Here is a 22,052-nt window from a genome sequence, read left to right as displayed (position 1 = left end):
GGCGGCTCGGGAGAAGCGGTACGACGAGAGGACGGGACACCTGATGCAGAAGTCATCCCTGACCGCGCTGGCCCGCGAGCAGCTGGAGCGCGCGCACACCTCCTCCAGCGGCCGCAGCAGCTCCACCGTCTACGGCGGTCACGAGCACAGGCTCCGACAGACGCTGATCGCGCTGACCGCCGGGCAGATGCTCGGCGAACACGAGAACCCCGGCGAGGCCACCGTGCACGTCCTGCGCGGCCGGGTGCGGCTCGGCGCCGGCGAGACATCCTGGGACGGCTCAGCCGGCGACCTGCTGATCGTGCCGGACCGCCGGCACACGCTGGAGGCGCTCGAAGACTCCGCGGTGCTGCTCACCGTCGCCAAGCGCTGACGGCCCGAACCCGGCAGGGCGGCCAGGCCGACCGCGACCAACCGCCGGGCGTGCCCCGGGTCCGTCGCCGGCCACCCGAACGATTGAGCAGGTCACGGCCGGGGTAGTGGCCCTCCTCGCGAAGATCAAGCGGCGGCCGGTCCGGGTCCGCCCGGCGAGAGGGGCACCACCGGTGCGGACCTGGTTACGCGACGCCGTCGCGCGGCTGCGCGGCGACGGGATGACGGTGGTCGAGCTGACCGCCGCCGCTGTGGTCGCCTGGATCGTGGCGGCGGTGGTGATCCGTCACCCGGACCCGTTCTTCGCACCGACGGCCGCGCTCGTCGTGCTCGGCGAGTCCCGTGGTCGGCGGCTGCGGCAGACCGTCGAGATCCTGCTCGCCGTGGCAGCCGCCGTCCTCGTCGCGGAGCTGCTGGTGTACGCGCTGGGCCCGGGCACCGAGACGGTTCTGCTGGTGCTGCTGCTGACCACCACGACGCTCGTGGTGATCGGGGCCCGCCGGGCCCTGGTCGTGCAGGCCAGCGTCTCGGCCATGTACCTGGTGGTGGTCTCCGCGCCGAACGGGACGCTGATGCCGTTCCGCTTCGTCGACGCGCTCATCGGCGGCGTGGTGGCACTGGGCGCCAGTCAACTGATGGCCGCCCGTGACCCGCTGGCGCCACTGGTGGCCCAGGCCCGCCGCAGCTACACCGATCTGGCCGACCTGCTCGACCAGGTCAACGCGGCCCTGCGCGGCTGCGACGAGGACGCCGCCCGCGCCGCGCTGGACCGGGCGCGGCAGGTGGACGACTGCGTCGCCGAAATGCAGGCCGCCGTGCTCGCCACCGGGGAGACGCTGCGGCTGGGACTGCGCCGCCGGCACCTGGGCAAGCTCGTCGAGGTGGAGGCCACGCTGCGGCAGCTCGACTACGCCGCCCGCAACATCCGCGTGCTGGCCCGGGCCGGCGTGACCCTGACCCGCCGGCACACCGCCACCCCGCCGGAGCTGGCCGCCGCGATCGGCGCGCTGACCTCCGCCGTACGGTCGGCCGGTGAGGCCATGGCCCACGACCTCACCGGCGCCGACGCCGACCGGCACGCGCAGCAGGCCGACACGGCGGCCCTGGAGGCGGTACGGATCGCCGCCGGCCTGCTCCGGACCGATCCGCCGCTGCCGGTCACCATGATCGTCGGGCAGATCCGGGCGACCGCCATCGACCTGCTGCGCGGCGTCGGCCACGACGACGTGACGGTGCTGGACCGGGTGGACGAGGCGCTCGGCCTGAGCCGGGGGTGACGAGTTCGCCGCCGGCCGGTCAGCGGTGATGGATCGGGGTGTCGAGGTCCGTCAGCCGCCGGCCGGAGCCTCCCGCGGCCAGGGCGACGAACTCGGCGGCGATCGCCACGGCGGTCTCCTCCGGCGTCCGCGCCCCCAGGTCGAGCCCGATCGGTGAGGAGAGCCGGGCGAGGGCGGCCTCGTCCACGCCCGCCTCGCGCAGGCGGCGCAACCGATCGGCGTGGGTGCGGCGGCTGCCCATCGCGCCGATGTAGCGGGCCGGGGTGCGCAGGGCGACCTGGAGCAGCGGGACGTCGAACTTCGGGTCGTGGGTGAGGACGCAGAGCACCGTTCTCTCGTCGACGGTCGTCGACTCCAGGTACGTGTGCGGCCACTGGACGACGAGGGCGTCGGCGTCGGGGAAGCGCTTGCGGGTGGCGAACACCGGACGGGCGTCGCACACCGTGACGTGATAGCCGAGGAAACGGCCGATCCGGGCCACCGCGACCGCGAAGTCGATCGCGCCGAACACGATCATCCGTGGTGGCGGCAGGTACGACTGGACGAAGACGGACACCTCGTCGTGCCGCTGCTGCCCGCGCGTACCGAGTCGGACGGCTCCGGTGGTGCCGAGGGCGAGCATGCCCTCGGCCTGCTGCGCCACCGCACGGTCCAGGTCGGCGTCGCCAAGAGTGCCGGCCACCCGGTCGGGCCAGACCACCAGCTGGGCCGCACCGGCCGACGCCGTCGCCACCGGCGCACCCGCCCGGATCGCGGCGAGCACCGCGTCGGGCTCGGTCAGCACGACGTCCGGCTGCACCAGGACCTCGATGGTGCCACCGCAGGTCAGGCCCACCGCGAAGGCGTCGTCGTCGCCGACACCGTACGTCTCGGTGCGTGCCTGGCCGGTGCGTATGGCCTCCTGGCAGAGCTCGTACACCGCGCCCTCGACGCACCCTCCCGAGATGCTGCCGACGACCTCGCCGTCGGCGCAGACCGCCATGGCCGCGCCCGGCGGTCTGGGCGCCGACCTCCAGGTCCGCACGACTGTCGCGACGGCGAACCGGACGCCGGCGGCACGCCACGCGGTCAAGCCGTCGACGATGTCTCGCATTGCCGCACGATCCGTGAGCAGCAGCGGCACCGTCAACGCCGACCTAAGGACTTGCTTAGGTCGGCGTTGACTTCCGCGGGCACCGGCACCACATTGACGACTTCCGGAGGTGCGATATGCAGGTGCCGGCCCCGTTCGAGTACGAACGAGCAACCAGTGTGGACCACGCCATCAGCCTGATGGAACGGCTGGGCGGCACGTCCCGGCTGATCGCCGGCGGGCACAGCCTGCTGCCGATGATGAAGCTGCGGCTGGCCAGTTTCGACTATCTCATCGACATCAACGATCTCCACGACGAGCTCGGCTACATCGAGGCGGGTCCGGACGAGCTACGCATCGGTGCGCTGACCCGGCACCGGGAACTGCTCGAGTCCACCACCCTGACGGCGGCCTTCCCGATCTTCGCCGACGCCGAACGGGTGATCGCCGATCCCGTGGTGCGCAACCGGGGGACGCTGGGCGGCTCCCTGTGCCAGGCGGACCCGTCGGAGGACCTGTCCGCGGTCTGCACCGCCCTGGACGCGAGCTGCGTGATCCGTGGGCCGGGCGGCGCCGAACGGGTGGTGTCCATGGAGGAGTTCCACGTCGGGCCGTACGAGACGGCCGTCGGCGACGGGGAGATCCTGGTCGAGATCCGGCTGCCGGTGCGGCCCGGCTGCGGCAGCGCCTACGAGAAGGTGGAGCGCCGGGCCGGCGACTGGGCGGTGGTCTCGGCCGGTGCGGCGGTCTGGCTCGACGGCGACGTGATCTCCGACGCCCGGGTCGGGCTGGCCGCTGTGGGTCCGAACACCACCGGTATCCCGGAGATCTCCGCGGCGCTGCGCGGGCAGGAGCCCAGCGAGAGCCTCTTCGAGCAGGCCGGTGCGATCGCCGCGCGCAGCTGCGATCCGGTCACCGACCAGCGGGGCAGCGCGGACTACAAGCGGCACCTGGCCGACGAGCTGACCAGACGGACCCTGCGCCGGGCCGTGCAACGGGCGAGGAGCTGAGCATGCAGGTCACCATGACCGTCAACGACGTCGAGGTCACCCGGGAGATCGAGGGTCGCCTGCTGCTGGTGCACTTCCTGCGCGATGTGCTGGACCTGACCGGCACGCACGCGGGCTGCGACACCAGCAACTGCGGCACCTGCGTCGTGTGGCTCGACGGCGAACCGGTGAAGTCGTGCACCGTGCTGGCCGCGATGGCCGGCGGACACCGGGTGCGTACCGTCGAGGGCCCTGCGAAGGGCGCGGAGCTCGACCCGGTCCAGCAGGGCTTCATCCAGTGCCACGGCCTGCAGTGCGGCTTCTGCACCCCCGGCATGATGATGACCGCCCGCGCACTGCTCGACCGCAACCCGGACCCGACCGAGGCGGAGATCCGCGAGGCGATCTCCGGTCAGATCTGCCGCTGTACGGGCTACGCCACCATCGTGCGCTCGGTGCGCTGGGCCGCCGTACACGAGGCCAACGCCGCCGCCGCGGTCACCGAGACCACCGAATCACGCGAAGCCGGCGAGATCGACAACGCCGGCCGGCCCGCCGGGAGCGTCGTATGACGACTGTGCACGAGCGCGTGGACACCTTCCACGACAACGACCAGAAGCCGGTGGGATACGGCCGCATGCTGCGGAAGGAGGATCCGCGGTTCGTCCGCGGCCGGGGCCGGTTCGTCGACGACGTCCGGCTGCCCGGCATGCTGCACCTGGCCATCCTCCGCTCGCCGGTGGCCCACGCGCGGATCCTGAGCATCGACACGAGCGCCGCCGAGGCCTCCCCCGGGGTGAAGGCGGTAGTGACCGGGGCGATGCTGGCCGAGCAGGGTCTGGCCTGGATGCCGACGCTCTCCAACGACGTGCAGGCCGTGCTCGCCACCGACAAGGTGCGTTTCCAGGGCCAGGAGGTGGCGTTCGTCGTCGCCGAGGACAAGTACGCGGCGCGGGACGCGCTGGAACTGATCGACGTCGAGTACGACGTCCTCGATCCGGTCGTCGACGCCCGCCGCGCGCTCGAACCGGGCGCCCCGGTGATCCGCGACGATCTCGAAGGCAAGACCGACAACCACTGCTTCGACTGGGAGACCGGTGACGAGGCGGCCACCGCGGCCGTGTTCGCCCGGGCGGACGTCGTGGTCACCCAGGACCTGGTCTATCCGCGGGTGCACCCGGCGCCGATGGAGACGTGCGGGGCGCTCGCCGACTTCGACGCCGTCGACGGCAAGCTGCGCCTCTGGTCCACCACGCAGGCGCCGCACGCGCATCGCACCCTCTACGCCCTGGTGGCGGGGATCCCCGAGCACAAGATCCAGGTGATCTCGCCGGACATCGGCGGCGGCTTCGGCAACAAGGTGCCGATCTATCCGGGGTACGTCTGCGCGATCGTCGCGTCGATCGTCACCGGGAAGCCGGTGAAGTGGATGGAGGACCGCTTCGAGAACCTGATCAGCACCGGCTTCGCCCGCGACTACATCATGCGTGGTGAGATCGCGGCGACCCGTGACGGCCGGATCCTGGCCATCCGCACCGACGTCCTCGCCGACCACGGCGCGTTCAACGGCACCGCCGCGCCGGTGAAGTACCCGGCCGGCTTCTTCGGGGTCTTCACCGGCAGCTACGACATCGAGGCCGCGTACTGCAAGATGACGGCGGTCTTCACCAACAAGGCACCCGGCGGTGTGGCGTACGCCTGTTCGTTCCGCATCACCGAGGCCGTCTACCTCGTCGAGCGGATCGTGGACTGCCTCGCCGACGAACTGGGCATGGACCCGGCGGAGCTGCGGTTGAAGAACTTCATCCGCCCGGAGCAGTTCCCGTACACGACGAAGACCGGCTGGGTGTACGACTCCGGCGACTACGAGCCGACCATGCGGCTCGCGATGGAGATGGCCGGCTACGCCGACCTGCGGCGCGAGCAGCAGGAGAAGCGGGCCCGGGGTGAACTGATGGGCATCGGCATCGCGTTCTTCACCGAGGCCGTCGGCGCCGGCCCGCGCAAGAACATGGACATCCTCGGCCTGGGCATGGCCGACGGCTGTGAGCTGCGCGTGCACCCGACCGGCAAGGCCGTGGTCCGGCTCAGCGTGCAGTCCCAGGGCCAGGGACACGAGACGACGTTCGCGCAGATCGTCGCCGAGGAGATCGGCATCCCGCCGGACGACATCGACGTGGTGCACGGCGACACCGACAACACGCCGTTCGGTCTCGGCACGTACGGCAGCCGGTCCACCCCCGTGTCCGGTGCCGCGGCGGCCCTGGTCGCCCGCAAGGTCCGCGACAAGGCCAAGATCATCGCCTCCGGCATGCTGGAGGTGTCGGTCGTCGACCTGGAGTGGGAGAAGGGTTCCTTCCGGGTAAAGGGCGACCCGGGCAAGAGCGTGACCATCCAGGACATCGCGATGCGGGCGCACGGCGCCGGCGACCTGCCCGAGGGCGTCGAGGGCGGGTTGGAGGCGCAGATCTGCTACAACCCGTCGAACCTGACGTATCCGCACGGGGCGTACATCTGCGTGGTGGACATCGACCCCGGCACCGCGCAGGTCAAGGTGCGGCGGTTCATCGCCGTCGACGACTGCGGCACCCGGATCAACCCGATGATCATCGAGGGTCAGGTGCACGGCGGGCTGGCCGACGGAGTCGGCATGGCCCTGATGGAGATGATCGCGTTCGACGAGGACGGCAACTGCCTCGGCGCGTCGCTCATGGACTACCTGATTCCCACCGCGCTGGAGGTGCCCGACTGGGAGACCGGCTTCACAGTCACCCCGTCCCCGCACCACCCGATCGGCGCGAAGGGCGTGGGCGAGTCGGCCACCGTCGGCTCCCCGCCCGCCATCGTCAACGCGGTCGTCGACGCCCTCGAACCCTTCGGCGTACGGCATGCCGACATGCCGCTGACGCCGTCGCGCGTCTGGGACGCGATGCGCGGCAACGCCCGCCCGCCGATCTAGGGGAGGTGGCCATGACGACGATCGCCCGCCGTACGCATGATCTGACCGTCTCGCGCGCGCCGTTCGTGCACGCCACAGTGGTCCGGGCGCAGGACCCGACGTCGGCCCGGCCCGGCGACGACGCCGTGATCCTGCCGGACGGCACCATCGAGGGTTTCGTCGGCGGGATGTGCGCCGAGAACTCGGTGCGGACAGCCGCCCTGGACGCGCTCCGGGACGGCAAGGCGCTGCTGCTGCGGGTCCTGCCGGACGGCGCGCCCGCCTTCCCCGACACGCCGGGGGCACGGGTCGTGGTCAACCCGTGCCACTCGGGCGGGGCGCTGGAGATCTTCCTGCGCCCGGTGCTGCCCGTACCCGTGCTGGGTCTGGTGGGTGACGTACCGATCAGCGCGGCGGTGGCCACCCTGGCTGCCTTCCTCGACTTCGAGGTGGCCACGTCCGGTGACTTCTCCGGCGCGACGGCGGTCGTGGTGGCCGGCCTCGGCAAGGGCGAACAGGACGCCGTCCGCGCCGCGCTGGATGCCGGGGTGGGGCACGTGGCGCTGGTCGCCAGCCGGAAGCGCGGGGCGGCGGTGCTCGACGAACTGGCGCTGTCCGACGCGGAGCGTGCCCGGGTCCGGACCCCGGCCGGACTGGAGATCGGGGCGCGCTCACCGCAGGAGATCGCGCTGTCGATCATGGCCGAGGTGGTGCGGGCGCTCCGGGTGGACGGCCTCGCCGCCTCCTCCCCCGCGCCATCCGCGGCGCTCCCCCAGCAGGCAGTCGACCCGGTGTGCGGGATGACCGTCCTGGTCGGGCCGGACACCCCGCACGTGCGGATCGACGGCACCGACCACTGGTTCTGCTGCCCCGGCTGCCGCGACCGGCACGTGGCGGCGTAGCCGTGTTCGTGACCGGCCTGGTTCTGGCCGCCGGGGCGTCGGTGCGCCTCGGCGAGGCCAAGCAACTGCTGCCGTACCGGGGGCGGACGCTGCTCGACGCCACCCTCGACCTGGCCCGCTCGTGCGCCTTCGACCAGTTGCTGGTGACCCTCGGCGGCGCCGCCGACCTGGTCCGCGAGCGGGTGGACCTGACCGGGGTCCAGGTCGTCGAGAACGCCGAGTTCAGCACGGGCTGCGGATCGTCGATCCGCGCCGCGACACAGGTGGTGGACCCGCGCGCCGACGGGCTCGTGCTCCTGCTCGGCGACCAGCCCGGCGTACGGGCCGCCGACGTACGCCGGGTCGCGGCGGCGACCACCCCGCTCGCGGTGTGCCGGTACACCGACGGCCTGGGGCACCCGTTCTGGTTCGCCCGTGACGTCCTGCCGGAGCTGCGTGTCCTGCACGGCGACAAGGCGGTGTGGAAGCTGCTGCACTCCGGCCGGCACCCGGTCATGGAGGTGCCGGTGGACGGGCCGGTGCCGATCGACGTGGACACCCGCGCGGACTACCGGCGGTTGCTCTCGGGCGAGGCGCGGTGAAGGATCCGCAGGCCGTGCGGCGCCGGCTGGACGCCGTCGACTACCTGGCCGACGACGGCATGGCGATGGCCGTCTTCCTCGCGCTGGAGCTGGGCAAGCCGCTGCTGCTCGAAGGTGAGCCCGGCGTCGGCAAGACCGCGGCGGCGAAGGCGCTTGCGCGGGCGCTGGACACGACACTGATCCGGCTGCAGTGCTACGAGGGCCTGACCCCCGGCGAGGCGCTGTACGAGTGGAACTACCAGCGGCAGTTGCTCGCCATCCGGCTGGCCGAGGCCCGGCACGCCTCGCTCACCGACGCCGACCTGTTCGCCGCGGAGTTCCTGCAGGAACGGCCGATTCTGCGGGCGGTACGCCACCCGGGACCGGTCCCGCCGGTGCTGCTGATCGACGAGATCGACCGGGCCGACGACGAGTTCGAGGCGCTGCTGTTCGAGTTCCTCGGCGAGTCCGGGATCACCATCCCCGAGCTGGGTACGTTCACCGCGACCACGCCGCCGGTCGTGGTGCTCACCTCCAACCGCAGCCGCGACCTGCACGACGCGCTGCGCCGCCGCTGCCTGTACCACTGGATCGACTTCCCGGAGCCGGGCCGCGCCACCGAGATCGTCCGGCGGGCCGTGCCGGGCGCCACCGAAGGGCTGATCCGCACGGCGACCGCCTTCGTCGGCGACGTACGCGCCCTCGGCCTGGACAAGGCACCCGGCATGGCCGAGGCCATCGACTGGGTCGCCGCGCTGTCAGTGCTCGGCGCCGCCGACCTCTGCGCCGACGACGTCGTCCGGACCATCGGCACCATCGCCAAGACCCCCGACGACCGCGCCGCCGTCGCCGCCGCGCTCGGCGCACACCAGGAGAGGCCGGCATGAAGATCACCAACGAGTTCACAGTCGACATCCCGATCGCGCGGGCGTGGGCGATCCTCACCGACCTGGAGGGCATCGCACCGTGCCTGCCGGGCGCCCGGCTGACCGGCGTCGACGGCGACGTCCACCAGGGCACGGTGAAGGTCAAGGTCGGTCCGGTCGTCTCCGAGTTCGCCGGCACCGCACGTTTCGTCGAGAAGGACGACAGTCGCTATCGAGGGGTGATCGACGCGAAGGGCCGCGACCGGCGGTCGGCGGCGAACGCGTCCGCCCTGGTCACCGCCCAACTTCGGCCGGACGGTCGGCGCACCGTCGTCAGCGTGGACACCGATCTGAAGATCTCGGGGCGGTTGGCCCAGTTCGGCAGCGGCATGATCAAGGAGGTGTCGGGCAAGCTGCTCGCCCAGTTCGTCGCCAACCTCGAGGCGAGGCTGGCGGCCGAGGAGACCGGCGACCCGCACGCGGCCACCGCGCCGGACGCATCCGAGCCCGCACCGGCCGTCGCCGCCACGTCCGCCGCGACCGGACCCGACGCCTCCACGGCCCTGCCCCGTACCCTCGCGGCCGACGCCGACGCCGCGGCGGTCGCCGCCTCACCCGCCGGGCTCTCGCCCGCCACCCCGTCCGGGACCACCGTGGCCGGGACCACCGTGGCCGGCACTCCCGTGGCAGCCCCGGCGTCCGCCGGCCGACCGGATGCCGGCACCGCCGCCGAACCGGAGACGCTGGACCTGCTCGACGTCGCCGGTGGTGCCGTCGTCAAGCGCCTCGTGCCGGTCCTCGTCGGGATCGTCGTCGTCGGCGCGGTGATCGCCTGGTGGGTCGCACGCCGGTGAGCGACGGTCTGCTGCGCGGCGTCGACCGAGCGGCGTTCGCGACGGCGTTCGCCGGCCGGTTGCGGCGGGCCGGCGTACCCGCCGGGCTCACCGAGGCCGGCGACTTCGTCCGGGCGCTCGGCGTGTGCACACCCGGGGAGACGACCGCACTCTACTGGGCCGCCCGGATCAGCTTCGTGCGGCGGCACGCCGACCTCGCCGCCTTCGACAGTGTCTTCGCCGCTGTCTTCGTCGACACGCCGCCGCTGCCGCTCACCCGGTCCGCGGCCCCGCCGGGCGCCCGTGACGACGTACACCTGCCGGTGCCCGCCGACACCGACGACACCGGCGACGGTGGCGGGCTGCCGTGGGCGACGTTGCCGGCGCCCGTCGCCGAGGCGGAGCCCTCCGATGCCGGACTGCGGCTGCCCGAACGACGGCCCAGCGCCCTCGCCGGGCTCGCCGACCGGCCGTTCGAGGATCTCGACGGCGCCCAGCTCGAACTGCTCGGCGAGGCCCTGCGCGAGGCCGTCGCCCGCTGGCCGTCCCGGCGCACCAGGCGGCACGCCGTGGGCCCGGCCGGGCGCCGGGTCGCACTGCGTCCGACGATCGCCCGCGCCCGACGCACCGCGTGGGAGCCCGTCGAGGTCGTCCGCGAGCGACCGGTACGCCGGCCGCGCCGGGTCGTGCTGCTGTGCGACGTCAGCGAGTCGATGCGCGCCCAGGCCCACGCGTACCTGCACCTGCTGCGGGCCTTCGCGATGGCCGCCGACGCGGAGGTGTTCGCCTTCGCCACGACGCTCACCCGGCTCACCGTCGCGCTGCGGCACACGTCGGCGTCCGCGGCGATCGCGCACGCCAGCGCCGCCGTGACCGACCGGTTCGGGGGTACGCGCATCGTGACGAACCTGCGGTCGCTGCTCGCCTCCCCGCACGGCGAGGCGGTTCGCGGTGCGGTGGTGCTGATCGGCTCGGACGGCTGGGACAGCGACCCGCCGGCCGAGCTCTCCGCCGTGATGGCGCGGCTGAGCCACCGCGCCCACCGGGTGGTCTGGCTGAACCCCAGGGCCGGCGCCCCCGGCTTCGCTCCCCTGGTGGCGGGCATGGCCGCGGCCCTGCCCTACTGTGACCGGCTCCTGCCGGCCGCGACGTTCCGGGACCTGCTGGACGCCGCCGATCAGCTCCAGAGCGTCACGTGCACCGAGGGCCGGAAACGGTTGACCGCGACGCCCACGCCGCGCATCATCGCCTGAATCGCCCGGGGCGTCGACGCGAAGCGGCACAGCTCGGCTGCCGCGGACGGAGTGCCGGGGGTGACGAGCACCAGCGAATGCCATGTCGCCTCGGCCGTCGCGTGCGGCCCGGACAACGCCACCAGTTGGCCGCCACGGACGTCCGGCGCGACGGTGAACGACAGCGCCGGCGCGATCCCCCGGCCGCGCTGGGCCTCACCCAGCGCTGCCGCGTGGCTCTGGAAGATCTGCTGCCGCTCCTCGGGCACACCGAGCCGGCGCAGCATCGCCGGGACAGCGCCCAGGGCGTTGGTGGCCGAAGGCCCGAGCAGCCAGGTCTGGTCGCGCAACTGCCCCGGTGACGCCGGCACACCGGCCAGCGGATGATCCGGGCCGACGACCGTCACGAGCCGGTAGTTCATCATGGGCCGGCAGGAGATCGCCGGTTCGGCCACCGGCGGCAGCGGCCCCATCGCGATGTCCGCGGCCCGGGTCAGCAGCAGCGACTCGAAGGAGCCGGGGTCGCAGACGCTCAGCTCGATGTCGAGGTCGGCGGCGCGTCTGGCGAACAGCTCGATCAGTCTCGGCGCGGCGAACTCGGCGAACTCGCTGGACGCGGCGACCCGCAGCATCCGGCGGCCGTGTGCCGCCGAACTGACCTCCAGGACCGTACGGTCCTGCAGCCCCAGCATCTCGGCCGCGCGGCTGGCGAGCCGCAGCCCGCCGGGGGTGAAGGCCAGCCCCGCCGCCGTCCGCGTGAACAGCTGATCTCCGAACTCCTTGCGCAGCTGCCCGATCAACAGCGAGACCGCCGGCTCGGAGACCTCCAGTTGCGCGGCGGCCTGCTTGACCGATCCCAGCCGGACGACAGCGACGTAGGCCCGTAGCTGCGTCGGAGTCATCGGCGTGACCGCCCTTCTGCGGCGCCGTGGACTGCTGCGGGCAGCCCGCGGTGTACCCCGATCATTCCCCGCGGATTGCCCCGCCGCCAGGGACAGCGCACCTCGGAGCGATCCGACCGGTACGCGGGGTGAGCGCCCGCGACTCGACAGCGGCTGACGGAACGCTACGTCGTGAAGTAGGCGGCACTCTCCGCGTCGGCCGGGTAGTAGGACTCGATCGCGATTTCGTCGATCGTGATGTCCATCGGGGTGCCGAATGTGGTGATGGTCGAGAACAGCCGCAACTCTCGTCCGCCGACGCGAAGGATCATCGGTATCACGACGTCCGGTTCGACCCGTTGACTCGACGTGTCCTGCGGTTCGGGCGCCAACAGTTCTTCGTAGAGCGCGGTCAGCTCGGGGTCGGGGGCAGTGGCGAGCTGGCGTGAGATCCGGGCGCGGAACACCGCGCGCACGTCGGCCAGGTTGACGACCATGCGCGCGAGCCCGCGCGGGTCCAGTCCCAGCCGTACCAGGTTGACCGGCGGCCGCAGCAGGTCAGGAGCCACCTGTGCGAAGAACGGGTCGACAGCGCGGTTGGTCGTCACGATGTTCCACCGGCGATCGAAGACCACCGCCGGGTAGGGCTCGTGGGCGCGGAGCACCCTCCGGACAGCGTCGTGGACGGCTGACAGTGCGTTGTGGTCTAGCGGACTCTCGGCGTACCGAGGTGCGAAGCCACCGGCGAGCAGCAGCCGGTTGCGATCCCGCAGCGGCACGTGGAGCTGATCCGCGAGTCGAAGGATCATGTCGGAGCTCGGCTTGGACTTACCGGTCTCGACCAGACTGACGTGACGAGCCGAGACATCCGCAGCGATCGCGAGATCCAGTTGGCTGAGTCCCCGGCGCTGCCGCCACTGCCGCAAGAGTTCCCCGACCGTGTGCACGGTCATGGAGCGTACTCATCGTTGAGTCGGACGCCATGAAATCCGAGTTCATCGACAATCGAAGCGGTCGCGCAAACACTGCATCCATGACCATGGAGAACCAGAGCATCGTCCAACGGGCGCTGGCAGGACTGATCGAGACGGGCGACGTCGATGCGCTCGCCCCCTTCCTTAGTGATGACTTCGTCCACCACAGGCCGGGTGCAACCACATCGACCAAGGTGGAGTGGCTCGCCGCCGTCCGCGCTGCGCTGGTACCGCTTGCCGGCATGCAGGTCGAGATCCATCAGGTGCTGACCGACGGCGATCACGTCGTGATGTACTCGCGGCGCTGGCTTCCCGATGCAGGACCGGAGATCGCGGTCGTCGACATCTGGCGGATCGACGACGGGCTGATCGCCGAGGCGTGGGAGATCATCGAGCCGGTGGCCCAAGTGACCGCCAACCTCGCGTGGTGGGTCTGACCACCTCTACCGAGCGTCGGCGTCGGCGTCGGCGAGCAGTCGGGCAGCCAGGGCCCGTACCTCGTCCTTGAGTTTCTCCGGTCGGTCGATCGTGAACGACCAGCCGAGTCCGGCGAGCATCTGTGCCGCGCCGTCGAGCCGTTCGGCCCGGGCGGTGAGGCGCACTCCGCCGGGAACCTCGGTGAGCGTGCCGACCGAGAGCGGGATCCGTCGCTGGGCCTGCTCCAGGCTGGTGTGCAGCACCACGGAGATGTCGTGTGCGTACGGCACGGCTGCCAGACCGGTGAGTACCTGCGCCGTGGGATCGAAGCCGGCCGGGATGTCGAACCTGCCCGGGGTGGGGCGGGCCGTCCCGATGCGGTCGAGCCGGAACGTCCGTACGGCCCGGCGGTTGTGGTCGTGACCGGTGACGTACCACCGGCCGGCGTGGAATACCAGCCCGTACGGGTCGAGCCGGCGCTCGCCGGACTGGCCGCGCCACGTGGTGTAGGTGATGCTCACCGGTTGCTGATGCCGGGCCGCTTCGGCGAGCACCAGCAGCACCTCGATGCCGGGCGGGGCGGGCTTCCGTACCCGTGCGGTGAAGTCCACGGTCTCCAGCAGCGAATCGATCCGCCGGGCGAGAACGGCCGGCAGCACCCGGCGGATCTTCGCGGTCGCGCTCTCGGCGGCCGCGCCTTCGGCGGTGACCAGCCCGGCCCGGCCGGCGGCGACGAGCCCGAGCATGACGGCGACCGCCTCCTCGTCGGTGAGCATGAGTGGCGGCAGCTTGTATCCGGGCGCGAGCCGGTACCCGCCGTAGCGGCCGCGCCGGGCCTCGACCGGGATGCCCAGGTCGGCGAGGTGCGCGGCGTATCGGCGGACGGTGCGCTCGTCGACGCCCAGCCGACCGGCCAGGTCGGCGACGGTGAAGCCGCCACCGGCCTGGAGGATCTCCAGCAACGCCAGTACGCGCGCGGTCGGCCGGGTCAAATCCCCACTCCTCATCCGGGCGGAACCTGTCCGGTATTGATCGTAGCGTGTCAGGCATGACGACCTTCGTACTGATTCCCGGGTTCTGGCTCGGCGCATGGGCCTGGCGCCCGGTCACCGCCGCCCTGCGCGGGCACGGCCACGAGGTGTACCCGCTGAGCCTGACCGGCCTGGGCGAGCGCGCCCACCTGGCCCGCCCGGACACCGACCTCGACGTCCACGTCACGGACGTGGTCAACCTGCTGCGCTACGAGGACCTGCACGACGTGGTCCTCGTCGGGCACAGCTACGCCGGCGCGGTCGTGACGACCGCCGTTGCCGACCGCATGACCGACCGCATCGCCCAACTGGTCTTCGTCGACACCGGCCCGCTACCCGACGGCGCGGCGAACGACGACTTCAGCCCGCGCCAGGAGCGTGAACGCAACGCGGCGGTGGTCGCCGAACACGGCGACGGCTGGCGCCTGCCACCACCGCCGTGGGCCGAACTGGCGAGCACGGCAGACGTCGATGAGTCGGTCGTCGCGTTGCTCGATGAGCGGTCGGTGGCTCAGCCGTGGGCGACTGCCACCACCCCGGTACGGCTCACCGGGGCGTGGGAGAAGCTCCCCCGCCTCGGTGTGCTGTCGAGCTTCACCGCCGAGCAGGCACGCGAGATGGCCGCCACCGTGCCGCTGTGCCGGCACATGGCCGGCGATTCGTGGCGGTACGCGGAACTGCCGACCTGGCACTGGCCGATGCTGAGCCGACCGGTCGAGCTGGCCCGGATCCTGCACGAAGCCAGGCCCACGGCATAGCCCGCGGTGCCCGGGTGACCTCGCGCCGAGGTCACCCGGGCGCCGATACGGGAGGTCACGACGAGGGCCAGAGATCGGCCGGGAGCGAATTGTCAGGTTTCTGCGCTCCCTGCTGACACGAGGAGGAGCGCGACCCGATGGGCGACGGCCAACGTCCGAGACCATTGAACCGCCGCCACGGGCCTGATTCACCCGGCGCCACCCTGATCAGGAGCATGGCCCCATGTGGGCGTTGAGTCTCCTTCTGGGGCTGCTGGTGGTATTGGCGATCACCGCGGCCACCGGCTACTTCGTGGCGCAGGAATTCGCGTACATGGCCGTGGACCGGTCGCGGCTCAAGGCCCGCGCCGCGGCCGGTGACGACGCCGCCAAGCGCGCGTTGGACGTGACCCGCCGGACCTCGTTCATGCTGTCCGGCGCCCAGCTCGGGATCACCGTCACCGCCCTGTTGGTCGGCTATGTCGCCGAACCGTTGATCGGTGAGTCGGTCGGCGCCGCCCTCGGCGGGGTCGGCGTTCCGACCGGCGTCGGCGTCGCCGTCGGCACGGTGGCCGCGCTGCTGCTCTCGACCGTCGTGCAGATGCTGTTCGGCGAGCTGTTCGCCAAGAACCTCGCCATCTCGCGGCCCGAGCCGGTGGCCCTCTGGCTGGCCAGATCCACCCAGATCTACCTACGGGTGTTCGGGTGGCTGATCGCCTTCTTCGACAGGTCCTCAAACGCCCTGCTGCGCCTGTTCGGCATGGAACCGGTACACGACGTGGAACACGCCGCCAGCCGCCGCGACCTCGAACACATCGTCAGCGATTCCCGCGACTCCGGGGACCTGCCCGCCGAGCTGTGGATGCTGCTCGACCGGGTGCTCGACTTCCCTGACCGTGACGCCGCCCACGCGATGGTCCCGCGGGCCCGGGTGGATGTCGTGGAACCCGGCCTGACCACCAGGGAACTCTGGACCAAGATCGCCGGCGGTCACTCTCGCTACCCCGTGCTGGACGACCGCGAGGACGTGATCGGGGTGGTGCACCTCGCCGACCTGCTCGCCGTCGACCGCGACGATGCCGGCACGGTGGCCGACATCATGCGGCCGCCGGTGCTGGTCCCGACCTCGATGCCGCTGCCCCGGGTCGTGCAGACCCTCGCCGAGCGGAAAGCCCAGCTCGCCTGTGTGCTCGACGAACACGGCGGGCTGGCGGGCGTGGTGACAGTGGAGGACCTTGCCGAAGAACTGGTGGGGGAGATCGAGGACGAGCACGACGACGCCACGGCACCCATCTCGCCGGCCGCGCTGGCCGCGGCGGACGGCGCCTGGGAACTGGCCGGCACGCTGCCGCTGGACGAGGTCGAGCGCGCCATCGGGCACGACCTGCCCGAATCGGACAGCGAGACTCTCGCCGGCCTGGTCATCGAACTGCTCGGCGAGCTGCCCGCCCCCGGCGCCGTGGCCCGGCTGAGCCTCGGCGAGGCCATCCTGACACTTGAGGTGGTGGAGTTGGAGCGGCACGTCCCGTCGCTGGTCCTGCTGCGGACGGAGGAGAACCGCTGATGGGCAACCCCTGGGTGGTGCTGGCCGTCACCATCGCGCTGATCGTGCTCAGCGCCTTCTTCGTGGCCGCCGAGTTCGCCTTGCTGGCGGTCCGCCGGCACCGCCTCGATGCGCGTTCCGAGCACAGCCGCTCGGCCCGAGCTGCGGTGCGCAGCTTCGACGAACTGACCGTGCTGCTGGCCGGCTGCCAGCTCGGTATCACCGCCGCCGCGCTCGGGCTCGGCGCGGTCACCAAACCGGCCGTCAACCACGCGCTGACTCCGGTGTTCGCGTCCTGGGGCGCACCCGGCTGGACGGCCGACGCGGCCGGTTTCGCACTGGCGTTGCTGGTCGTGACGTTCCTGCACCTGGTCATCGGGGAGATGGCCCCGAAGTCGTACGCCATCGCCCACCCGGAGAAGACCGCCATCGCCCTGGCGATGCCGATGCGCGCCTTCATGTGGTTCACCCGGCCGGTGCTGCGTGCCCTCAACGCCAGCGCCAACTGGTGCCTGCGCCGGGTCGGCGTCGAGCCACGGGACACCATCGCCACCGGCCAGAACGCCGCCGATCTGCGCCACCTGGTCGAGCACTCGGCCAACGTCGGCGCGCTCGACGCGTCGTACTCCGCGCAACTCACCGATGCCCTCGACCTCGACCGACTCACCCTGGCCGACCTCACCGGCCCGGAGCGTGAGCTGACAGCGGTGGGGACTGCCGACACCGTCCTGACGGTCCGTGCGGTGGCCCGCGACACCGGCCACCTGCGGGTGGTCGTCCTGCGCGGCGGCGCGGCCGTCGGTGTGGTCCACGTCCGCGACACCATGGACCAGCCGGACGACCAGACCGCCGGCGAGGTGATGCGCGATGTCCTCGTGCTCGACGGCTCGACGCTCGCCTACGAGGCGCTGTCCGTCATGCGGGCCACCCGCCACCACCTGGTGGTGGTCGCCACCTCGAACGGCCCGGCGGTGGCGACCTTGACCGACGTGGTCGAGCGCCTGCTCCGCGCCCCTGCCGCCGCCCGCTCCAGTTGACCTACCGCGCCGGCGGCCTGCCCGTTCCGGCGACTCGCGCATCAGCTGACGCCGGTCATGACCGGACCGCCCGCTTGTTGGTCAGGCTCGGGTGCGCTGCCGCTGCCGGGTCGACACGACCGCGACAACAGCCATGAGGACCGCGACGATCAGGGACGGCAGTGCATCGGGCCGGCGCAGCAGTTCCCCCGTCAGCCCGGCGTTGTCCAGCTGGTGCAGCGTGCCCAGCAGCAGGGTGGGGACGACCGCGATCAGCAGCCGCTGGTCGGCGGTCGCCACCCACAGGAAGGCGGCCACGCCGGCGACCACCATGGCGGCGGCGACGATCCGCGGGGCCGCGTCGACCATGCGGAGGCCGCCCGCGGGGATCAGGTGCAGGGCGAGGACGCCGGCGGTGACCAGGACGGCGTTGGCCCGGGGCGCCGGCGGCACGTCAGCCGGACGCCGCAGGCCCAGCACGATCAGGGGCGCGGCGACGACCGGCGCCCACCACTGCGGCAGGCCGTTGAGGAACAGGTACTGGGAGATCGCGGTCGGCACCACGGCCGCGGCGACCGCCAGGACGGCGGCGGTGCGGGTACGGCCCGCGACGAGCGCCACCAGCGCCGCGATCAGCACGACCTCGTGGACGCCCTGATTCCGCAGGACGGTCAGGGGGTCCGAGAGTCCGCCGTACTGGAACGCCTCGACGATGTCGTCCAGGCCGATGAGCACACCCAGCGCCAGCGCCGCCAGGGCGCCGAGGTGGATGCCCTGCCAGAACAGCACGGCGGCGGGCCGGGGCGCGGTGCTGCCGCCGTGCACCCGCAGGGCGCCCCGGACGAGCGAGGCCGCCTCTCGGAGGCTGGGCCAGCGACGGTCGGTCGGTTCGTCGCCGATCAACGTGTCGATCAGCTCGTCGGCGCGTTCGCGGCGGTAGCCGGCCGGGTAGGCCCGCAGCAGCAGGCGGTAACGCTTCTCCAGAACATCGGAACTCATGCTGGTCTGATCCTCGCGGTAGAAGGTTGAGGGGCGCTTGCCTGCGATGTGACCCGGCGTGGCAGGCGGTCCATGACCACCCGCGCGGCCTGGGCGAGCCGGTCGGCCTCTTCGGTGAGTACGCGACAGCCCTCGTCGGTGAGCCGGTAGTAGCGACGGGCACGCCCGTTGACGATCTCCTCCCCGTCGGCGGTGACGAGTCCCTCGCCGAGCAGCCGGTCGATCACCGAGTACAGCGATCCGGCGGCGAGGGTCACCCGCCCGTCGGACAGCTCGGTCACCCGCTTGATCACGGCGTAACCGTGGAGCGGCCCACCGAGCAGGGCGGCGAGGACGAAGTACGACGGTTCCCGTAGCGCGGGACGCGAAGCAGATCCCATGCCGCCGAATATACAACCAACTTGAGTATCCGTCCAAGGTGACTGTCCACAGTGCCCCTTGCTCAAATTATCTTAATGGTTAAGGTAATCGAATGAGCGCATCGACCGACTTCTCCGTGGCGATCGCCGGCGCCGGCCTCTCCGGCCTCTGCCTCGCCCAGTACCTGACGCGTGCCGGCGTCGACGTGCACGTCTACGAGCGGGACCCCGGCCCCTTCGTCCGGCGGCAGGGCTACCGGATCATCCTCGACCGGTACGGGCTGGCGGCGTTGCGCGAGAGCCTGCCCCGCCCGCTGTACCGCCTGGCGCTGACCACCGGCGACGAGCCCGGCGGGCACCTGCGCTTCACCGACCGACGGCTGCGGGACGCCTTCACGATCACCTTCAAGGACGATCCGCACGAGACCCGTCAGGTGGACCGCCTGACGCTGCGGTCGATCCTCCAGTCCGGGCTGGACGGGCGCATCCACTACGGCAAGGCCGCCGTCGCCGTGGACAGCGGCGGCCCGGCCGAGCTGCGGCTGCGGTTCTCCGACGGCAGCGCCGCCGCGGCCACAGTCGTGGTGGGCGCCGACGGCGTCGGTTCGGCGCTACGCGCGCAGCTCATGCCGGGCGCCGACCCCGCGGACACCCCGATGGCGGGCGTCTACGGCCGGTCGCCGCTGTGGCGCGACGGCGCGAGCGTCATCCCGGACGCGCTGCGCACCAGCGGGGTCCTGTCCATCGCCGACCGGCCGGGCAGCGCCTTCTTCTTCACCTCCATGCGGTTCGGCGAGAGCCCACGGGAGGCGTTCACACGCCTCGCCCCGGGCAGCTACGCCCCCACCGGCGACGACTACGTCATGTGGGCACTGCTGCTCCGGCGGGACGAACTGCCTCCCGCCGTACGCGGGGACCTGCGGGCGCTGTGGCACGTGGCGGCCCGGATGAGCATCGACTTCCACCCGCTCGTCCGGCGGCTCGTCGACACGGCCGAGCTGGACGCCACGGTGCTCAACCTCTTCGCCACCGGCCGGCGGCCGCACCGGTGGGCGGTGCCCCGGGCGACGATGATGGGCGACGCCGTACACGTCATGCCGCCCTTCGGCGCGCACGGCGGCAACACCGCGCTGCGCGACGCCGCCCTGCTCGGCCACAGGCTGGTCGAGGCCCGGAGGAACGGCACGCCCGTGGAAGAGGCGATCGCCGGCTACCAGGACGAGATGGTGCCGTACGCCTTCCACGCCGTCGACGACGCCGCCAGGCTGATGCGCCGCCTCACCGGAGGCGCCGCGGCACCGCACTGGGTGCTGACCCACGTGCTACCTCGGCTGCACCGGGTCACCGTGCCGGAGGCATGATTGCCCGCATGTCCCACGATCCGGCCCGCGCCTCCGCGATCGCCGACCTCATGCACGCCGGGCGGGAGACGTCGCGGCTGTCCACCGTGCTCCGGTACGCCATCGCGGAACGGCTCGGCCTCACCGTGAGCGACCTGGAGTGCCTGGACTTCCTGGCGGACGTCGGATCCGCCACGGCGGGGCAGATCGCCGAGCGGACCAACCTCACCACCGGCGCGGTCACCAGCATGGTCCGCCGGCTCCAGCAGGCGGGTTACGTGACGGCCGAACGCGACCCGGCCGACCGGCGGCGGGTCGTCGTCACCATGCGGCCGGAGCGGATCGCCGACCTGGAGCGACCGTACGAGCGTTTCGCCGAGCGGGCGGAACGGCTCGTCGAGGGCTACAGCGCCGAGGAGGTCGGGCTGCTGGTCCGGCACCACGGCCGCCTGCAGGAGATGTACCTCGCCGAGCTGGACCACCTCCGCGGCGGCGACACCCCGCAGCCTTCCGTGTGAGCCGGCGTCTCCTGTCGCTCTGCCGCTATCCCACAGTCGCCAGGAAGTCCGAGTAGAACAGGCCCAGGCCGGCCGCGACGCAGACGCCGGCCACGATCCAGAACCGGACCACGATTGTCGACTCGCTCCACCCGGCCAGCTCGAAGTGGTGGTGCAACGGCACCATCCGGAAGACGCGTCGTCCGGTGGTCCGGTACGAGACGATCTGGATCACCCAGGTCGTGGTGATGATGACGAAGAGCCCGCCGATCAGGATCGAGAGCAGCGTCGTACGGGTCACCACCGCGAGCCCGCCGATCAGGCCGCCCAGCCCGAGCGCGCCCACGTCACCCATGAAGATCCGCGCCGGGGACGTGTTCCACCACAGGAAGCCCACGCAGGCGCCGGCCGCGGCTGCCGCGATCATGGCGATCTCCAGGGGATCGCGGACCTGGTAGCAGTACTCGTTCACGCGCGCGTACCCGTCGTCTGCGCACCAGTGCCGGTACTGCCAGAAGCCGATCAGCGAGTACGCGCCGAGCACCAGGATCGACGCGCCGGTGGCCAGGCCGTCGAGGCCGTCGGTGAGGTTCACGCCGTTCGACATCGCCGTGATCACGAAGATGAAGACCATGACCGCGCCGACCTTGCCGACGTCCAGCCAGCTGATGTCGCGGATGAGCGAGATGTGCTCGCTGGCCACGGTCTGGCCGTTGGTGCTGGGCACGTACAGCGCGGCCACGCCGAACCCGCCGCCGACGAGCGCCTGGCCGAGCAGCTTGCCCTTGGCCGACAGCCCGTCGGAGTTGCGCCGGCGCACCTTGAGGATGTCGTCGAAGAAGCCGACCGCGCCGCAGAAGACGAACAGCCCGAGCAGCACCAGGGCCGTCATGGTGGGCCCCTCCTGCGCGATCTGCCGTTCGGGCAGGGTGGTCAGGGCGAGGTGCCCGGCGACGTACGCGAGGACCGTCGCCACGATGAAGACGACGCCGCCCATCGTGGGCGTGCCCACCTTGTGCTCGTTGCTGGCGAGCCCGATGGACCGGATCGGCTGACCGGCCTTCAGCGCGGTGAAGACGCGAACCGCCACCGGCGTGCCGAACAGGGAGATGACGAACGCGACAGCGGCCGCGACGATGACCGCCCTCACCGGCGGACCTCCACGAGGTCCGGATCCCGTACCGCGTTCCCACCGCTCTTCGCGAAGTCGTCGACCA

At 72.0% G+C, this 22,052-nt stretch carries 23 protein-coding genes; 16 read left to right on the top strand and 7 right to left on the bottom strand.

Features of this window, described 5'->3' with window-relative positions; translation table 11 throughout:
* Positions 1 to 43 precede the first annotated feature (43 nt).
* On the top strand, positions 44 to 373 hold the full coding sequence (locus tag ACN27D_RS25165; RefSeq protein WP_120570860.1) for a cupin domain-containing protein: 330 nt from the start codon (positions 44 to 46) through the stop codon (positions 371 to 373).
* A 172-nt stretch (positions 374 to 545) separates the two neighbouring features.
* Positions 546 to 1,649 carry an FUSC family protein gene (locus ACN27D_RS25160; protein WP_349878096.1) on the top strand — a complete coding sequence of 368 codons (1,104 nt, stop codon included), beginning with the start codon at positions 546 to 548 and terminating at the stop codon, positions 1,647 to 1,649.
* A 19-nt stretch (positions 1,650 to 1,668) separates the two neighbouring features.
* Here the strand turns inward: ACN27D_RS25160 and ACN27D_RS25155 are convergent, their stop codons facing one another.
* Positions 1,669 to 2,742, bottom strand: coding sequence for an XdhC family protein (locus ACN27D_RS25155; RefSeq protein ID WP_358175865.1), 1,074 nt, complete (start codon positions 2,740 to 2,742; stop codon positions 1,669 to 1,671).
* Positions 2,743 to 2,858: 116 nt separating this feature from the next.
* Between ACN27D_RS25155 and ACN27D_RS25150 the strand changes: the two genes are divergently transcribed.
* The 8 genes from ACN27D_RS25150 to ACN27D_RS25115 are packed head-to-tail and all read left to right on the top strand — an operon-like array spanning position 2,859 to position 11,062.
* A complete protein-coding gene (locus ACN27D_RS25150) occupies positions 2,859 to 3,731 on the top strand; it encodes an FAD binding domain-containing protein (protein WP_350815018.1) in 873 nt (290 codons plus the stop codon).
* Between the two features lie 2 nt (positions 3,732 to 3,733).
* A complete protein-coding gene (locus tag ACN27D_RS25145; RefSeq protein ID WP_421500145.1) occupies positions 3,734 to 4,282 on the top strand; it encodes a (2Fe-2S)-binding protein in 549 nt (182 codons plus the stop codon).
* Positions 4,279 to 6,669 (top strand): aerobic carbon-monoxide dehydrogenase large subunit, encoded by a 2,391-nt coding sequence (locus ACN27D_RS25140; RefSeq protein ID WP_358175859.1) that lies wholly within the window; start codon positions 4,279 to 4,281, stop codon positions 6,667 to 6,669. The genes ACN27D_RS25145 and ACN27D_RS25140 overlap by 4 nt, the downstream gene beginning before the upstream one ends.
* A gap of 11 nt (positions 6,670 to 6,680) precedes the next feature.
* Positions 6,681 to 7,550, top strand: a complete 870-nt coding sequence (locus ACN27D_RS25135) for an XdhC family protein (RefSeq protein ID WP_358175857.1) — start codon at positions 6,681 to 6,683, stop codon at positions 7,548 to 7,550.
* An 8-nt stretch (positions 7,551 to 7,558) separates the two neighbouring features.
* Complete coding sequence (locus tag ACN27D_RS25130) at positions 7,559 to 8,131, top strand: nucleotidyltransferase family protein (RefSeq protein WP_358175854.1); 573 nt, start codon at positions 7,559 to 7,561, stop codon at positions 8,129 to 8,131.
* Complete coding sequence (locus ACN27D_RS25125; RefSeq protein ID WP_121683329.1) at positions 8,128 to 8,997, top strand: AAA family ATPase; 870 nt, start codon at positions 8,128 to 8,130, stop codon at positions 8,995 to 8,997. The genes ACN27D_RS25130 and ACN27D_RS25125 overlap by 4 nt, the downstream gene beginning before the upstream one ends.
* Positions 8,994 to 9,830, top strand: a complete 837-nt coding sequence (locus ACN27D_RS25120; RefSeq protein WP_421500144.1) for an SRPBCC family protein — start codon at positions 8,994 to 8,996, stop codon at positions 9,828 to 9,830. Before ACN27D_RS25125 ends, ACN27D_RS25120 begins: the two co-directional genes overlap by 4 nt.
* Positions 9,827 to 11,062 carry a vWA domain-containing protein gene (locus ACN27D_RS25115; protein ID WP_421500143.1) on the top strand — a complete coding sequence of 412 codons (1,236 nt, stop codon included), beginning with the start codon at positions 9,827 to 9,829 and terminating at the stop codon, positions 11,060 to 11,062. Before ACN27D_RS25120 ends, ACN27D_RS25115 begins: the two co-directional genes overlap by 4 nt.
* Here ACN27D_RS25115 and ACN27D_RS25110 read toward each other — a convergent pair.
* A complete protein-coding gene (locus tag ACN27D_RS25110; protein ID WP_349878105.1) occupies positions 10,987 to 11,943 on the bottom strand; it encodes a LysR family transcriptional regulator in 957 nt (318 codons plus the stop codon). The genes ACN27D_RS25115 and ACN27D_RS25110 overlap by 76 nt on opposite strands.
* A 164-nt stretch (positions 11,944 to 12,107) precedes the next feature.
* Positions 12,108 to 12,875, bottom strand: coding sequence for a helix-turn-helix domain-containing protein (locus tag ACN27D_RS25105; RefSeq protein ID WP_421500142.1), 768 nt, complete (start codon positions 12,873 to 12,875; stop codon positions 12,108 to 12,110).
* An 80-nt stretch (positions 12,876 to 12,955) separates the two neighbouring features.
* On the opposite strand from ACN27D_RS25105, the gene ACN27D_RS25100 reads away from it, so the two are divergent.
* The gene (locus ACN27D_RS25100; protein WP_358175839.1) at positions 12,956 to 13,333 is read left to right on the top strand and encodes a nuclear transport factor 2 family protein; all 378 of its coding nucleotides are present in this window, start codon (positions 12,956 to 12,958) and stop codon (positions 13,331 to 13,333) included.
* Between the two features lie 6 nt (positions 13,334 to 13,339).
* On the opposite strand, the gene ACN27D_RS25095 is transcribed toward ACN27D_RS25100, so the two are convergent.
* Positions 13,340 to 14,305 (bottom strand): helix-turn-helix transcriptional regulator, encoded by a 966-nt coding sequence (locus ACN27D_RS25095; RefSeq protein ID WP_421500141.1) that lies wholly within the window; start codon positions 14,303 to 14,305, stop codon positions 13,340 to 13,342.
* Between the two features lie 56 nt (positions 14,306 to 14,361).
* Here ACN27D_RS25095 and ACN27D_RS25090 point away from each other — a divergent pair, with 56 nt between their 5' ends.
* The 3 genes from ACN27D_RS25090 to ACN27D_RS25080 all read left to right on the top strand — a co-directional run bounded on the left by ACN27D_RS25090 (position 14,362) and on the right by ACN27D_RS25080 (position 17,661).
* Complete coding sequence (locus tag ACN27D_RS25090; protein ID WP_421500140.1) at positions 14,362 to 15,102, top strand: alpha/beta fold hydrolase; 741 nt, start codon at positions 14,362 to 14,364, stop codon at positions 15,100 to 15,102.
* 232 nt (positions 15,103 to 15,334) lie between these two features.
* Positions 15,335 to 16,645 carry a hemolysin family protein gene (locus ACN27D_RS25085; RefSeq protein ID WP_421500139.1) on the top strand — a complete coding sequence of 437 codons (1,311 nt, stop codon included), beginning with the start codon at positions 15,335 to 15,337 and terminating at the stop codon, positions 16,643 to 16,645.
* Entirely contained in the window at positions 16,645 to 17,661 is a 1,017-nt protein-coding gene (locus ACN27D_RS25080) for a hemolysin family protein (RefSeq protein ID WP_421500138.1), read from the top strand. The genes ACN27D_RS25085 and ACN27D_RS25080 overlap by 1 nt, the downstream gene beginning before the upstream one ends.
* Positions 17,662 to 17,742: 81 nt before the next feature.
* Here ACN27D_RS25080 and ACN27D_RS25075 read toward each other — a convergent pair whose 3' ends face one another.
* Both ACN27D_RS25075 and ACN27D_RS25070 read right to left on the bottom strand, forming a co-directional pair.
* Entirely contained in the window at positions 17,743 to 18,639 is an 897-nt protein-coding gene (locus tag ACN27D_RS25075) for a hypothetical protein (RefSeq protein ID WP_421500137.1), read from the bottom strand.
* On the bottom strand, positions 18,636 to 19,019 hold the full coding sequence (locus tag ACN27D_RS25070; protein ID WP_120570861.1) for a PadR family transcriptional regulator: 384 nt from the start codon (positions 19,017 to 19,019) through the stop codon (positions 18,636 to 18,638). The genes ACN27D_RS25075 and ACN27D_RS25070 overlap by 4 nt, the downstream gene beginning before the upstream one ends.
* Before the next feature lie 92 nt (positions 19,020 to 19,111).
* Here ACN27D_RS25070 and ACN27D_RS25065 point away from each other — a divergent pair, with 92 nt between their 5' ends.
* Both ACN27D_RS25065 and ACN27D_RS25060 read left to right on the top strand, forming a co-directional pair.
* Positions 19,112 to 20,359 carry an FAD-dependent oxidoreductase gene (locus tag ACN27D_RS25065; RefSeq protein WP_421500136.1) on the top strand — a complete coding sequence of 416 codons (1,248 nt, stop codon included), beginning with the start codon at positions 19,112 to 19,114 and terminating at the stop codon, positions 20,357 to 20,359.
* An 8-nt stretch (positions 20,360 to 20,367) separates the two neighbouring features.
* On the top strand, positions 20,368 to 20,856 hold the full coding sequence (locus ACN27D_RS25060) for a MarR family transcriptional regulator (RefSeq protein WP_421500135.1): 489 nt from the start codon (positions 20,368 to 20,370) through the stop codon (positions 20,854 to 20,856).
* Positions 20,857 to 20,881: 25 nt separating this feature from the next.
* On the opposite strand, the gene mraY is transcribed toward ACN27D_RS25060, so the two are convergent.
* Positions 20,882 to 21,985, bottom strand: coding sequence for a phospho-N-acetylmuramoyl-pentapeptide-transferase (gene mraY / locus ACN27D_RS25055; protein ID WP_121683339.1), 1,104 nt, complete (start codon positions 21,983 to 21,985; stop codon positions 20,882 to 20,884).
* Positions 21,986 to 22,052: the final 67 nt, after the last annotated feature.

This window comes from Micromonospora sp. WMMD1274, from assembly GCF_049179035.1.
In the GTDB taxonomy this organism is placed as follows: Bacteria; Actinomycetota; Actinomycetes; order Mycobacteriales; family Micromonosporaceae; genus Micromonospora; species Micromonospora tulbaghiae.
The sequence above is the reverse complement of the archived record's forward strand: the minus strand, read 5'-3'. Positions and strand labels throughout refer to the sequence as shown.